Source organism: Pandoraea sp. NPDC090278, assembly GCF_044772185.1.
Taxonomy (GTDB): domain Bacteria; phylum Pseudomonadota; class Gammaproteobacteria; order Burkholderiales; family Burkholderiaceae; genus Pandoraea.
In genome coordinates, this window is the sequence record NZ_JBIVYJ010000001.1 from 1833580 (window position 1) to 1847196 (window position 13617).

A 13617-nucleotide genomic window follows, 5' to 3' on the forward strand; every position below is an offset into this window, starting at 1 on the left:
GTGTGACCAGGATGCATGAAGCGAAGGCGTCACTTTCGCCAACCACGACAAGGAGGCTTGCCATGACCGAGGGACATGACCCCGCACCGGCATCACGAACGTTCGACCGGTTTGCGGACTTTTACCCGTTCTATCTCGGCGAGCACAGGAACGCCACGTGCCGCCGACTGCACTTCGTCGGCTCGTGGGGTGTGATCGCTTTTTTGGTGACGTTCGCTGCGACGGGCAACGCGTGGTGGCTGCTTGCGGCAGTTGTCTGCGGTTATGCCTTCGCGTGGGTCGGGCACTTTTTCTTCGAGAAGAACCGGCCCGCCACGTTTCGGCATCCCATCTACAGCCTGATGGGCGACTGGGTGATGTTCCGCGACATCTGCGTCGGCCGCATCAAGCTTTAGCGCTTGCCCGGCGCGGGGGTCCAGTGCCGGACGTCTTGCGTCGAAGGCGTTTCGGTCCCACGGCGAGTGTCGGCACGCGCGCCGCCTTCGTCCGATGCGTCCGACTCGTCCAATGCATCCTGTACGTCCGGCGCGTCCGCATCGGGTGACGATGGATCACGCGGCAGCGCGTCGGCAAGCGGCACGTCCCACTTCCCTTCGCGCAGGATCTCGGCCACGTGCGCACCGTCCAGCGCATGGCGCTCCATCTGCCGGGCCAGTTCGTCGACGTTGAGCGCCAGTTGGGCGACGAGCGGCGACAGGGTCGTTGTCCGTGGATTCGCGAGCAGCAGCCAGCGCTCGGCGGGGGGTTGCATAGTCATGCGTCCGACCCAGCCCATGCGTTCGAGGCGACACAGCAGCTCGTTAGCGTGTTCGAGACTCGTGCGCATGGTGCGCGCCAGTTGCTGCGTCGTATAACCCCCACCACCGGCTTCACGATCCTGATTGAGCAGATGGATGAGTGTCAGGCCGTCGAGCAAATCGCTGCCGGGAAAGCGCGGATATTGGAAATGTCCAAGACGCAGCGCGGGAAGGACCGATGTGATCGTCGCGCCGACGAGCGCGACCAGCCATGACAGGTAGATCCAGAGCAGGAAGATCGGCACGGCCGCGAAGGCACCGTACACCGCCGTGTAGGTCGGGAACTGCCGGATGTACATGCCGAAGCCGCGCTTGGTCAGATCGAACGCCAGCGCCGCCACCACGCCGCCCACCAGCGCGTCGCGCCAGTCGACCTTGCAGTTCGGCATGTAGACGTACATCAGCATGAACGCCACGCTCGTGAGTGCCAGCGGAATCAGACTGAGCAGCGACGCCACGGCAGGTGGCAAGGTGCTTACCAGCGACATCGATTGCGTGAAGACGTAGGAACTGATCGACAGACTCACGCCGAACAGCAGCGGCCCGAGCGTCAGCAGGCTCCAGTAAATGAGCAGACGCTGGGCCAGCGGGCGCGGACGCGGCACACGCCAGATGACGTTGAACGCAGATTCGATCGTCATCAACGTCAGCACGGACGTGAAGAGCAAGCCGATCAGACCGAACGCCGTCAGGCTCTTCGCTTTCGAAGCGAACTGATTGAGGTAATTGAAGATCTGTGCGTTGACGCTCTCCGGCATCAGGTGCTCGAGCAGGAAGCCCTGGAGCGCGTCGCGAAACGAATTGAAAATCGGGAAAGCTGTGAACAAGGCGAATGTCACGGCAAACAACGGCACGATCGACAGAATCGAGGTGAACGTCAGACTGCCCGCCACTTGGGGAATCCGGTCGTCCTGTGCCCGCGCGAGCGCGTACCTCAGCAGTTGGCGAACGTTATTCCAGTTGATGCGGGACAGTTTGAACAAATCGGGCTCCTTACCGGGCAATACGCAGACACTACGAAAGCACTACGAAAGCACTACACACACGACACAGGTACGACGCAAGTACGGCAGCGTGACAATAATCTGGCGACGGCGGCAGGTCGAACGCCATCCACAGCGCCCGCTCCACCCTACGATCACGCCACCAGGAACGCCCTATAATACCCGCACTTTTCGCAGGCTTTTCACTCTGCCCATGCGGCTTTGGCAGCGTTGCCAGCACACTCTGAAAGATGGAAAGCCCGCGACTCCGGTCAACCGGCTCGCACTCGATTCTTCGCTCACTCGCATCAATGACTGAAATCCTCGTCCTGTACTACAGCCGTCACGGCACGACCGCACAACTCGCCCAATGCATTGCTGCCGGGATCGACAGCGTACCCGGCGCACAGGCCCGCGTGCGCACCGTGCCCGCCGTGTCGACGGTATGCGAAGCCAGCGCACCGGACATCCCGGACAGCGGCCCGCCGTACGTCGAATTGCGCGATCTGGAAGAGTGCGCGGGTCTGGCGCTCGGCTCGCCGACCCGTTTCGGCAACATGGCCGCCGCGCTGAAGTACTTTCTCGACGGCACCACTCCCCAGTGGTTGTCCGGCGCGCTCGCAGGCAAACCCGCGTGCGTGTTCACGTCGAGCGCCAGCCTCCACGGCGGTCAGGAAAGCACGTTGTTGTCGATGATGATTCCGTTGCTGCACCACGGCATGCTGCTCATGGGGCTCCCCTACACCGAACCTGCGCTCTCGAGCACGCGCACCGGCGGCTCCCCTTACGGTGCGACGCACTTCGCGCACGACGGCAACCCGCTCTCGGCGGACGAACGTCAGTTGGCCTCGGCACTCGGCGCAAGACTCGCACGCGCGGCCTGCAAGCTGGCAGAATGAACCTTTTCCGCAGTAGTACAGGCCACGAGACAAGCCCATGACTGCCACACCGCCCGACCGTCAGCACGACCTCCCGCGTGACGATGCCCCGCATGTCGATGCCCGTCGGGCACTCACGCCGGGCCACGCTCAGGGGTTGCGGCAGGTGAGCATTGCCAGCTTGCTGGCGCTGATCGCGTTGTCGGTAGCCTGGGAGTTGTGGCTGGCGCCGCTGCGTCCGGGCGGTTCGTGGCTGGTGCTCAAGGCGTTGCTGTTGCTCCTGCCGCTACGCGGCGTGCTACGCGGCAATCTGTACACGCTCCAGTGGTCGAGCATGTTCATCCTGCTATTCCTCGCAGAGGGCGTGGTGCGTGGCATGAGCGATACCGGCCCATCTGCCACGCTTGCATGGATCGAGACGGCGCTGGCGCTGATCTTTTTCTTCGCGACCGTCTTTTATCTGCGCCCCTTCAAGCGCGCTGCGAAAGCTCGGGCGGCGGCAGCGCGCTAGCGCGCTGCAATTCGCCTTCGGGCGACGCCCACGCCCCGCCTCCACCCCATGAATCAAGCCGAATTCCTCACTGCCTGCCGTGACCTGCTGGGTCGCGATCATGTGCTGACCGAGCGCGCCGACACCGGCACTTACCTCACCGACCAGCGCAAACGGTACGTTGGCAACGCGCTCGCTGTCCTGCGCCCCGCCGACGCCGCCCAGACCGCTGCGCTTGTGCGTCTGTGCGTCGCACATGGCGTGCCGATGGTGCCGCAAGGGGGCAACACCGGCCTTGCCGGGGGCGCAACGCCCGACACCAGCGGCCATCAGGTCGTGATCAGCCTGCGACGCCTCGATCGCATCCGTCAGGTGGACGCCGATAACCTGACGCTCACCGCCGAAGCCGGGTGCCTCCTCGCCAACGTGCAGGCGGCCGCTGCGCAAGCCGAGCGTCTGTTTCCGCTGAGCCTCGCGGCCGAGGGTAGCTGCACCATCGGCGGCAATCTGGCGACGAACGCAGGCGGCACGGCGGTGCTGCGATATGGCAACGCACGCGAGTTGTGTCTGGGTCTGGAGGTCGTCACGCCGCAGGGCGAGTTGTGGGACGGCCTGCGCGGTCTGCGCAAGGACAACACCGGATATGATCTGCGCGATCTGTTCATCGGTGCGGAAGGCACGCTCGGCCTGATCACGGCAGCGACGCTCAAGCTCTTCGCGCAACCCGCCGCGCGAATGACAGCGCTCGCCGCACTCGACAGCCCCGCCGACGCCCTCGCTTTGCTGAATCTTGCGCAGCGCATGGCTGGGCCGTTGCTCACAGGCTTCGAACTGATGTCCGATTTCTGTCTGCAATTGGTCGCGCAGGTCTTCACGTCGCAGCGCTATCCGTTCTCCCAGCCTTTTGCGCAGTCGGTACTGCTCGAACTCTCCGACAACGAGAGCGAGGCGCACGCGCGCGACCTGTTGGAACGGGTGCTGAATGCGGCCATCGAGCGAGGCATCGTGCGCGACGCCATCGTTGCCAGCAGCCTCGCTCAGTCGAATGCGCTCTGGCATCTGCGCGAGAGCATCCCACTCGCGCAATCGGCGACAGGCCTCAACATCAAGCACGACATCGCTGTGCCCGTCTCGCAGGTGCCCGCGTTCATCGCAGCCACCGATCCCATTGTGCAGCGCATCGCGCCCGGGGCACGAATGGTGACGTTCGGCCATCTCGGCGACGGGAATCTGCACTACAACGTAATGGCGCCCGACGGCATCGACCCGGCCGCCTTCCTCAAGCAATATCAGACGCCCGTCACCGCCGCCGTCCATGACAGCGTGCATGCGCATCGCGGCACGATCAGCGCCGAGCATGGCCTCGGGCAGTTCAAGCGCGACGCGTCCGCCCATTACAAGTCACCCGTGGAAATCGCCCTGATGCGCGCACTCAAGTCGGCGTTCGATCCACTCGGACTGATGAATCCCGGCAAAGTGCTGCCCGACTGAGCCGATCAGGACATCGCGACAGGCAATCGACGCACTCGACGGTCACGCGTTAAAAAATCGCCAATTTTTGAAGAAATGTCGTCAATTTCGCGACAAAACGCCGCAAAATCCCGCCATTTCCTTTACAGACGCGCGCCAAATCCCTAGAATGGGTTCTTTCCAATTACGACGGAGTTTTCCGTGGGCAGTTGCTCTAGTAGCACGCAAGCGTCGGCAATGACCGGCGAGGCGTTGGCCCGGTAACCCGCAGTCGTCCCCGACTGCCGCTGCCGGACTCAATGCCGCAGCGGTAGTGCATCGATCGCACCGAATCCCGATGACGTCAGCGTCATCCGAGACTTCGGCAAGCGAATCAGATTTCCCGCACCTATCACCGCAGTTCAGCGTTTGTTTGACGGATGACGTCGCGTCATCCGGAACAAGGCACGCTTTTTTGCGCCACCACGCAACCGACACATGACATCGTCGGTCGCCCACGGTGCGATCAAGCCTGCCGACGCTTGCGTCGAATTCATGTATCGCGTGACGTTATACGTACGCCTCCCGCGCCATCTGTGGCTCGGAAGCGGCCGTCGACGGCACACGATGCGTTGCCAAGCCCCGGCATCCGCCGTCTCAGGCCCTTGAATCAGGAGGACACCATGACGCTGCAAATGCTTATCCCGTCGCTGTTCGATCGCGCTCGCACCCGCCTCGCACCGGCGTCGACCACATCGAATGCCGCGCCGACGCCCCACGCCACCGCGTCTCACCTGTCGCCTCAGTATCGACTTGTCGTACTGACGCTGGCGTCCCGGGCGGACACCATCGACACCACGGTACGCAACGCCCTTCGCGCGCAGCGGATTTCGCCGGAAACGGCAACCCGCGTCGACCGCTCGGGCGGCTACCTGCTGGAGCTCGACTACGTGTTGCGCTGCGACCGCAGTGGTCGCGCCGCGCTCGTACATCTTGTCTCGACGCTCGGCGACACCGCCGGCGTGCGCGCGATTCGCTGGGAAACGGCGCCGAATCTGGCTGCGCGCTAGTTTCCCTCCACCCGCCTCCCATCGGCCCGGTGAGCAGCGACGTCTCAGACGTCCACGCTCCTCGGGCCGATTGCCATTTCCACTCAGACACCCTCAACGATGCATCACACCCAAACCTGCACGTTCACGTACAGGTTGTGCTAAGATTCCGTCCATCATTCGATCGGAGGCACGTTCATGCCAGCAGATCTCTCATCGACAGCCCCCGGCGGCACCCCACCGGACGATGCATCGCTGCTGACCGTCGGTCAGGCGGCTGCCGCGCTCGGCGTCACGGCACGCACCTTGAAGTATTACGAGGAGTTGAACCTCGTCGTCCCCGCCCGCAGCGGCGGACGCTACCGCATGTACACACCCGCCGATCTCGAAACGTTCGGCCGCATCCTGCGCATGCGCTCGCTCGGCTTCTCGATTGCCGCGATTACCGAAATGCTCAAGCGGCCGCGTCGCATGGTTGAGGCTGGCAAATCGCGCATGAACGAGGAAGACCTGCAAGTCGTGCGAGACGCACTCACGTCGCAACTCGACACGCTGCGCGAGCGTACCGCGCAGGTGCGGCGCGAATTGCGCGATGCCGAGACGTTGGAAGCCCAGATTCGTCACGACCTCCGTTACATCGAACAACGCCTTCAGGGCGTACCGGCCGACGACTTACTAGCCGAGCGCGCCGCCAAAGTGCGCAAGACGTCCTCGTCGCACTAAGTCACGCTAAGCCCCGCCAAGTCCGATCATGCCTCCCGCCGTGCCTCCGACCTCGTCCACCGCACCGCCAAGCCCGCCGTCTCCGGGCAACACCGGTGGCGCGGACCCGCTGCGCCCGATGCGCGTCGAGGCCTATCGTTACGCCCTTGGCCTGATCCCCGGACTGGAGTTCTTCGAGAACGCGCTCCTCGTGTATTTCGCCGTCTACGTTTCCGGCGGCGTCGATGCGTCTCCTAAAGAATTCGTATGGATGACGACGGCGTATGGCATTGCCTCCGTGCTCGCCATTCTGAAACAACAGTGGTTCGTCGAGCGCATCGGCTACCGCCGTTATCTGACGGCCTCACTGCTGCTTTACGCGTGCGGCGCCGTGCTGGCTGGCACCAGCGAAAGCGTGACGCAACTCGTGATCGCACGGGCGTGTCAGGGCTTCTGCGCTGGCAGTTGGATGAGCTCATGCCGGATCCTCGCGCAAGTGAGCGTGCCTGCCGAGCGTCGCGGCAAGACTGTCCAGACTTTCGCCCTATTGCTGTTCACCGGCTGGGCAGCCGCGCCGCTCATTGGCGGCCTGCTGGTGTCCGAATACACCTGGCGCACGCTTTTCTTGTGCACTGCGCCACCGGCCGTGCTGCTCGCCGGTCTTGCCTGGTTCGCCATCCCGGACGTCGGCCGCCTGCGCGACCGCGCTACCGGCGGCAGCTACCCGTTCGCCCCGTTCATGGCCTTTGCCCTCGCGATGGGCGCATTCCAGGTCGTGCTCCAGGAGATGCGTTACACGCTGTGGCTGCAAACACCCGTACTGCCGTTGCTCACCGTCGTGGGCGTGGGCGCGCTGGTGTGGTTCGGCTATCACCAATGGCAGCATCCTGCGCCGTTCATCCGTTTGCAGCCGTTACGTCGACGCGAGTTCCAGGTCGGACTCCTGCTCTACGCGGCTTACTACTATCTGGCGAACACGCAGAGCTATCTGATGCCGCGCTTGCTGGAGCAAGGGTTCGGCTTCACGGTCGAGCGCACCGGGCAACTGCTTGGCTACTCCGCGCTACTCACCGTTATCCTGCTACTCGCCTACTTCCGCGTGGCGAAGTTCATCACGAACAAGAAGTTGCTGATCGTGAGCGGCTTTCTGATGACGATCGCCACCAGCATGTGGCTCGGCGCCATGCCACCGGATGCCGGGCAGTCGCAACTTTACGGCGTGCTCGCGCTCAAGGCCGTGTTCGGCATCTTCACCGTGCTACCGGTGGCAAACCTCACGTTCCGCACTTTCGATCACGAGAGTTTCGTGCACGGATATCGGCTCAAGAACATTCTCCGGCAGCTCTCCGGCTCGTTCGCCGTTTCCACCATTGTGGCGTTCGAGCAGCACCGGGAAGCCCTGCATCGCACCCGGCTCACGGAAGTGGCTAATCCTTACAATCCGATCTTCACGCAGACGCTGGAATCGCTCACGAATGCGCTCACGCATGCGGGCGTTGCCGCTTCGCAGGCGCAGGGGGCGGCGCTCGCACAGATTGCCCGGATGATCGAGCGGCAGGCGTCGTTTCTCTCATTCATCGACGGCTTTCACTTCATTGCCATCGTGGCATTGTGCGGTGCGATTTTTGCGGCAATTCAGAAGCAGCTAAATTAGAATCGTTGCGTCATTGTTCTTCGCGCGGCTGCGTTGCACACTGCGATCCATCGCATAAAGCGGTTGCGGCCGCACCCACGCCCGGCCTCGCCCGTCATGCTCAAGACCCTGTTCGCCCGCCTCGGACTTTCCCAACAAACCACGTCCATTGAAGACGACGTCTGGCACGAGGTCGTCAGCGCCTTGCCGTTTCTTTCCCGACGCAGTGCCGCCGATCTGGAAAAGCTCCGCACACTAGCGGCCGACTTTCTTGCAGGCAAGCATTTCTCGACGGCACACGACCTGCCGCTCACGCAGGAGATGTGCGTCTCGGTCGCCGCGCAGGCCTGTCTTCCGATTCTGCATCTGCCACCAGCGCTGTACCGCGGATGGACCGGCATCGTGCTCTATCCGGGCGAATTCCTGATTCGCAAGACGGTTCAGGATGAAGCGGACGTCGTGCACGACGTCGAACAGGAAGCCAGCGGCGAAGCGTGGGAGGGCGGCCCGGTGGTGCTGTCATGGCAGGACGTTCAGACAAGCGACGTGCTGGCGTACAACGTCGTGATTCACGAGTTCGCCCACAAGATCGATATGGAAAGCGGGGAAGCGGACGGCGTGCCGCCCATGCTGCGCCGTCTTCATGGCGACCTGACCCCCGAGACTTGGTGCGATGTGTTCGACCCGGCGTACGAGGAGTTCTGCCACCACGTGGCAAACGTGCCCGACTTGCATTGGGACGCCTTCGCCTCGACATCCCTGCTCGATCCCTACGCGACGGAACACGCGTCGGAATTCTTCGCCGTCTGCGCAGAGGCGTTCTTCGTCGCCCCCGAAGCCTTCCAGCGCGAGTATCCGGCCCTGTACACGCTCTTTTCGCGCTATTTTCTGCAAGATCCCGCCGCCCAGACGGCATCTGCGCCGGACACCGCCGCCGCCCCGCCGGGCGGGCCCGCCGCAACCCTATGAAAACTTTGCGAAAGTTGTTGTTTTCATGGCATAATGCGCGTTTTCCAAATCCGGAAAGTGGTTGGCGCGTTTCCCGTCATCAAGACCTCAAGGTTTAAGCGACGGCGATAGCGTTAGCGGGCAAGGGGCTCGCGCAGACTGGCTACCGACTTAACTCAAGGTGCACCATGAAAGAAGGCATTCACCCGAATTACCGCGAAGTCCTGTTCCGCGACATGACCCCGGGCGTCAACTTCGAATTCGTCTCGCGTTCGACGATCAACACGAAGGAAACGGCTGAGTACAACGGCAAAGAGTACCCGCTCGTGAAGCTGGATACGTCGGCCGCATCGCACAACTTCTACACCGGCGAAACCCGCATCATGGATGCTGAAGGTCGTGTGGACAAGTTCCGCAAGAAGTTCGGCACGCGCGCTGGCGGCAAGGCTGCGTAAGCTTCATCGGTTACGCGCCGAACAACGCGATGCGAGACCGGACAGACGTTTGCCGGTCGGCGCATTGGGGACAAGATCCCGACGTTGTGAAAAGCATTGGAAAGGGGCAGCTCAGGCTGCCCTTTTTTCTTGGGGCTGCGCTGCGCCAAGCCATCGGTTACTGTCATACTGTCGGCTTTTCAGGGTGCCGCGCGTTTTCCCTTAGGTCTGCCCTGAGCGTTGGTCACGGCTTCACCCCAAGCGTCGCCCCCGAGCCAGTTCCGGCTCAACCCCTCTGTCCTTCCGATCCGGCTGCCCTGCCGATCCTGTCGTATCGCCTATGAAACGAGTTCGCATCACCGCCTCCGCCACCAGCGCGCTACCGCGTTCGCTGTTGATCGCCATTTGCGTCATCTATGTGCTGGCGGGGTTGTTCGGTCGCGATCCGTGGAAAAACGAGGACGCCGCAGGCTTCGGCATCATGTGGACGATGGCACACGGTCATCTGTCCGACTGGTTGCTGCCGAACATCGCAGGCAAGCCGATTTACGACAACGGCCCGCTCGTCTCGTGGCTCGGCGCACTCTCCATCCGCGCCTTCTCGTGGCTCGATGCGCCCGATGCCGCCCGCATCGTCACGGGCTTCTGTTTCTACGTCACCTGCACGTTCATCTGGTACGGCACTTATCTGCTGGGCCGCCGCCCGGAAGTGCAACCGTTCAAATACGCTTTCGGCGGTGAGCCGGAACCGCGCGACTACGGCCGCACGCTCGCCGATGGCGCGCTGCTGATTCTGCTCGCGTGCTTCGGTCTGGCCGAGCGCGGCCACGAAACGACCGCCACCGTCGGCCAGCTCACGCTGATCTCGATGGCGATCTACGGCCTCGTGCGCAGTCTGGACAAGCCGCGTCAGGGTGCCGTGTGGTTTGGTCTGGCACTTGGGGGGATGGCGCTGGCGTCGTCCCCGCTCATGACACTCTCGCTGTGGCTCGCAGGCATCATCGCGGCCGTGGTGTGTCGTGCGCTTCCGCTGCGCATGCTGCTGCTCGTCTCCACGCCGATCACGCTGCTCATCGCCTGCACGTGGCCCCTCGCAGCCCTCAAATTTGCCGACGGTGCGCGCCGCTGGCTCGGCGAGTGGGCCGATATCGGGATGGACGCCTTCAGCGGCCCCACGATCGCCTCGCTGAGCTACATCGCCAAGAACCTGGCACTGTTCGCGTGGCCTGCCTGGCCGCTCGCTGCGTGGTCGCTGTACTCCTGGCGCGGCATGCGACGCGCCCCTCACATTGCGATCTCTCTCGTCTTCGCCATCACGATCCTCGTGCTGATCGTGCTGCAAGCGCATCAGGGCAACCAGCTCTTCATGCTGGCGCTGCCTGCACTCTCGATCATCGCCGCCTTCGGTCTGCCGACGCTCAAGCGCGGCACCGTCAACGCGATCGACTGGTTCGCCGTGCTGTCGTTTACCGTGCTGGCGGGCTTCGTATGGATCGTCTGGCTTGCAGGCATTACCGGCTTCCCGGCATCGACGGCACGTAACCTGAGACGCCTGGTGCCCGGCTTCAATCCGGAATTCAGCTGGATCACGCTGATCAGTGCGCTGATCGTCACGGGTGCCTGGGTGGCGCTGGTGGCATGGCGCGTGTCGCGCAGCCCGAAGGTGCTGTGGCGCAGCGTGGTGCTGTCCTCCGGCGGCACGACACTGATGTGGGTGCTGCTCATGACGCTCTGGTTGCCGGTCGTCAACTACGGCAGAACGTATCGCGACGTGGCAGCGCAGATTGCGTCTCATCTGCCAGCGGACTACACCTGCATTCGCACGGCACGGGTGGGCGATGCCCAGCTCGCATCGTTCGCCTACTTCGGCAAGATGCGCTTCGGCTCGGCTGACGACGATTGCGACGTGCTGCTACGTCAGGATTCTCAGGACTACAGCGAGCCGCTATCGCTTGCGCCTTATGAGTGGCGTCAACTGTGGGAAGGCCGTCGTGCGGCCGACCGTGACGAACGCTTCCGTCTTTACGTCCTGCAAGAGCGCCCGTGGCGTCGCGCGGCGCGTCCGCGCTAATTGCCCGACACGCCCGACACCATGTGGCAAGACCTCAAACGCATTGCCGCGCTGGCATGGCCAGTGCTGATCGGCCAGTTGGCGGTCATCGCCTTCGGGGTGATGGACACCGCCATGGTCGGCCGCGCCTCGGCCTTCGACCTCGCGTCGCTTGCACTCGGCGGCTCGATCTACATCACCGTGTACGTCGGCCTGATGGGTATTCTCGTCGCCCTCTCGCCCATCGCCGCGCAGCTTTACGGCGCAGGTGAGCGCATCGCCATCGGCGAGGAAGTCCGTCAGACGTTCTGGCTCGCCCTCTTCCTCGCGGTGCCCGGCTTCCTCGTGCTGTCGCATCCGCAATTCATCCTGCGACTCTCCGAAGCAACGCCCGAACTCGAAGCGCGCGCGACCGCCTACCTGCATATCCTCGCTTACGGCTTGCCTGCTGCCATGTTGTTCCGCGTGTACTCGTCGCTCTCGACGGCCGTGGCGCAACCGCGCATCGTCATGATGATTCAGGTGACGGGGCTGGCGCTGAAGGTGCCGCTAAATCTCGCGCTGATCTACGGTGTGGATCGACTGGGCATCCCGGCGCTGGGCAGTACCGGGTGCGCCATCGCCACGACCGCCATCAACTGGGTCTCCTGCGGCCTCGGGCTGCTGCTGATCGCGCGGCATCCGAAGCTGCGCGAATTCGGCGTGTTCACGAAGTTCTGCTGGCCGCAGTGGCAAGCGATTCGCGCACTGCTCAAGCTCGGCGTGCCGATGGGCTTGAGTTACCTCATCGAGGTCACGGCCTACTCGTTCATGGCGATCTTCATTGCCCGACTGGGCGACGTGACGCTTGCGGGCCATCAGATCGCCGCGAACCTCGGTGCGCTCATGTACATGCTGCCGATGTCGATCGGCATCGCAACGGCAACGCTCACCGCACAGGCCATCGGTTCGCGCGACTACAAGGCGGCGCAACTGGTCGGACGGCGTGGCGTCGAACTGGCCGGGACGTTGGGATTGCTCGTGGCCCTGCTGATGTGGATCGGCCGACCGCTGGTGCTCGCCGCCTACACGGCGGACCCGCTGGTCGCCGCCGTGACCGCGCCGCTGCTGACCATCGTCGCCTTCTATCACATCTTCGACGCCCTTCAGGTGAACGCCGTCTTCGTCTTGCGTGCATGGAAAGTGACGGTCGTGCCGACGGTCATCTACGCCCTGTCGCTATGGGGCGTGGGATTGGGCGGCGGATACGTGCTCGGCTTCGACGTCGGCGGCCTTTCGCCCGCCTGGCTTCACGGGGCCACCGGCTTCTGGGCCGCCAACAGCGCAAGCGTTGCGGTCGCCGCCATCGGATTGCTGATGTATCTGCGCTGGGTCGTGCATGTCAAAGGCACGGCAACGCCCGTGGCGACCGCGCAGGCCTGAGCGGCACACATCGGTCGGCTATTGCGTTGACGTCGCCGCCGATGCAGCCGCAGGGGCTTGCGTTGATGACGAAGGCTTCGGTTTAAGCTCGCCTCTGAGTGACTTGTCGACGTCGACAAAGAAGCCGTCATACGTCTCGCGCGTCAACACCGTCTCCGTTCGTGCATCTCCGTTGCTGTCCCATACAGTGCGATCAAACCGCACACGCACCCACCATCCGCCAGCTCCGCCGCCCCCCTCCGCTGCACGCACGGCGATGATCGCCGCCATACGTTCATGGTCCGGTTTAGCAGGCAAGCCACCGATTTTGGACTTCAGCACGCCACGCAAAATCTGACGCCACTGCGGCACGAGCACAGCGTGGCGATCCGCCTCGACAACGGCCATCTCGCGGTCGACGGACACGGGATCGAACCCCTGCTGTTTGAGCGCTGCGGCGACGGCATCGAGCATCTTCCCCGCTGTCGGCGCGACGAACCGGTGATCACGCAACGAGCGCAGCGTCTCGCGTTGCTTATCCGTCAGATCTACGCTGACCTGACGCGAGCTGTAGCGAATGAAATCGCCGCCACTCCCCGTCTCGCGTTCGTTCGGGGGCTTGCTCGCGCACGCCGATAGCGCAACCGCAGCACTGAGCATTACGAGACGCGCGATTCGCGAAGCGGTGTCCATCAGGAGGTGGGACGTAGCGGCAGAAGAAGGAAACGAGAATATCGAGTAGGCGTACACAGGCGGTTCGGCAAGGCCGGAGGAACGAGGTCCGCGCCTATAATAGGCAGCCG

Annotated in this window: 13 protein-coding genes; 11 read left to right on the plus strand and 2 right to left on the minus strand. The window is 63.4% G+C overall.

The genetic code is table 11. The features are described 5' to 3' along the window. Window positions 1-62 precede the first annotated feature (62 nt). The gene (locus ACIQWO_RS07860) at window positions 63-395 is read left to right on the plus strand and encodes an Mpo1-like protein (protein WP_402821451.1); all 333 of its coding nucleotides are present in this window, start codon (window positions 63-65) and stop codon (window positions 393-395) included. On the opposite strand, the gene ACIQWO_RS07865 is transcribed toward ACIQWO_RS07860, so the two are convergent. Next, on the minus strand, window positions 392-1780 hold the full coding sequence (locus ACIQWO_RS07865; RefSeq protein WP_402821454.1) for a YihY family inner membrane protein: 1389 nt from the start codon (window positions 1778-1780) through the stop codon (window positions 392-394). The two genes, ACIQWO_RS07860 and ACIQWO_RS07865, sit on opposite strands and share 4 nt — an antisense overlap. Before the next feature lie 311 nt (window positions 1781-2091). On the opposite strand from ACIQWO_RS07865, the gene wrbA reads away from it, so the two are divergent. From wrbA to ACIQWO_RS07915, 10 genes are all read left to right on the plus strand, one after another. Then, a complete protein-coding gene (gene wrbA / locus ACIQWO_RS07870) occupies window positions 2092-2679 on the plus strand; it encodes an NAD(P)H:quinone oxidoreductase (protein WP_039397667.1) in 588 nt (195 codons plus the stop codon). Window positions 2680-2716: 37 nt separating this feature from the next. Continuing rightward, window positions 2717-3169, plus strand: a complete 453-nt coding sequence (locus tag ACIQWO_RS07875) for a DUF2069 domain-containing protein (protein WP_402821458.1) — start codon at window positions 2717-2719, stop codon at window positions 3167-3169. Window positions 3170-3217: 48 nt separating this feature from the next. Then, on the plus strand, window positions 3218-4639 hold the full coding sequence (locus ACIQWO_RS07880; protein ID WP_402821461.1) for an FAD-binding oxidoreductase: 1422 nt from the start codon (window positions 3218-3220) through the stop codon (window positions 4637-4639). Window positions 4640-5280: 641 nt separating this feature from the next. Further along, entirely contained in the window at window positions 5281-5667 is a 387-nt protein-coding gene (locus tag ACIQWO_RS07885; protein ID WP_402821464.1) for a hypothetical protein, read from the plus strand. Window positions 5668-5844: 177 nt separating this feature from the next. Then, the gene (locus ACIQWO_RS07890; RefSeq protein WP_402821467.1) at window positions 5845-6369 is read left to right on the plus strand and encodes a MerR family transcriptional regulator; all 525 of its coding nucleotides are present in this window, start codon (window positions 5845-5847) and stop codon (window positions 6367-6369) included. Between the two features lie 28 nt (window positions 6370-6397). After that, window positions 6398-8002 carry an MFS transporter gene (locus ACIQWO_RS07895; protein WP_402821470.1) on the plus strand — a complete coding sequence of 535 codons (1605 nt, stop codon included), beginning with the start codon at window positions 6398-6400 and terminating at the stop codon, window positions 8000-8002. A 96-nt stretch (window positions 8003-8098) separates the two neighbouring features. Then, window positions 8099-8950, plus strand: a complete 852-nt coding sequence (locus ACIQWO_RS07900; protein WP_402821473.1) for a zinc-dependent peptidase — start codon at window positions 8099-8101, stop codon at window positions 8948-8950. A gap of 167 nt (window positions 8951-9117) precedes the next feature. Further along, entirely contained in the window at window positions 9118-9384 is a 267-nt protein-coding gene (locus ACIQWO_RS07905) for a type B 50S ribosomal protein L31 (RefSeq protein ID WP_402821476.1), read from the plus strand. A 319-nt stretch (window positions 9385-9703) separates the two neighbouring features. Next, a complete protein-coding gene (locus ACIQWO_RS07910; RefSeq protein ID WP_402821479.1) occupies window positions 9704-11434 on the plus strand; it encodes an ArnT family glycosyltransferase in 1731 nt (576 codons plus the stop codon). Between the two features lie 21 nt (window positions 11435-11455). After that, complete coding sequence (locus tag ACIQWO_RS07915) at window positions 11456-12835, plus strand: MATE family efflux transporter (RefSeq protein WP_402821482.1); 1380 nt, start codon at window positions 11456-11458, stop codon at window positions 12833-12835. Window positions 12836-12853: 18 nt separating this feature from the next. Here the strand turns inward: ACIQWO_RS07915 and ACIQWO_RS07920 are convergent, their stop codons facing one another. After that, window positions 12854-13474 carry a hypothetical protein gene (locus ACIQWO_RS07920; protein WP_402821484.1) on the minus strand — a complete coding sequence of 207 codons (621 nt, stop codon included), beginning with the start codon at window positions 13472-13474 and terminating at the stop codon, window positions 12854-12856. Window positions 13475-13617: the final 143 nt, after the last annotated feature.

Excerpts from the sequence above, each read along its gene's own strand:
- ACIQWO_RS07860 (WP_402821451.1), top strand. The coding sequence starts at position 63 with ATGACCGAGGGACATGACCCCGCACCGGCATCACGAACGTTCGACCGG.
- wrbA (WP_039397667.1), top strand. The coding sequence starts at position 2,092 with ATGACTGAAATCCTCGTCCTGTACTACAGCCGTCACGGCACGACCGCA.
- ACIQWO_RS07875 (WP_402821458.1), top strand. The coding sequence starts at position 2,717 with ATGACTGCCACACCGCCCGACCGTCAGCACGACCTCCCGCGTGACGAT.
- ACIQWO_RS07880 (WP_402821461.1), top strand. The coding sequence starts at position 3,218 with ATGAATCAAGCCGAATTCCTCACTGCCTGCCGTGACCTGCTGGGTCGC.
- ACIQWO_RS07885 (WP_402821464.1), top strand. The coding sequence starts at position 5,281 with ATGACGCTGCAAATGCTTATCCCGTCGCTGTTCGATCGCGCTCGCACC.
- ACIQWO_RS07890 (WP_402821467.1), top strand. The coding sequence starts at position 5,845 with ATGCCAGCAGATCTCTCATCGACAGCCCCCGGCGGCACCCCACCGGAC.
- ACIQWO_RS07895 (WP_402821470.1), top strand. The coding sequence starts at position 6,398 with ATGCCTCCCGCCGTGCCTCCGACCTCGTCCACCGCACCGCCAAGCCCG.
- ACIQWO_RS07900 (WP_402821473.1), top strand. The coding sequence starts at position 8,099 with ATGCTCAAGACCCTGTTCGCCCGCCTCGGACTTTCCCAACAAACCACG.
- ACIQWO_RS07905 (WP_402821476.1), top strand. The coding sequence starts at position 9,118 with ATGAAAGAAGGCATTCACCCGAATTACCGCGAAGTCCTGTTCCGCGAC.
- ACIQWO_RS07910 (WP_402821479.1), top strand. The coding sequence starts at position 9,704 with ATGAAACGAGTTCGCATCACCGCCTCCGCCACCAGCGCGCTACCGCGT.
- ACIQWO_RS07915 (WP_402821482.1), top strand. The coding sequence starts at position 11,456 with ATGTGGCAAGACCTCAAACGCATTGCCGCGCTGGCATGGCCAGTGCTG.
- ACIQWO_RS07920 (WP_402821484.1), bottom strand. The coding sequence starts at position 13,474 with ATGCTCAGTGCTGCGGTTGCGCTATCGGCGTGCGCGAGCAAGCCCCCG.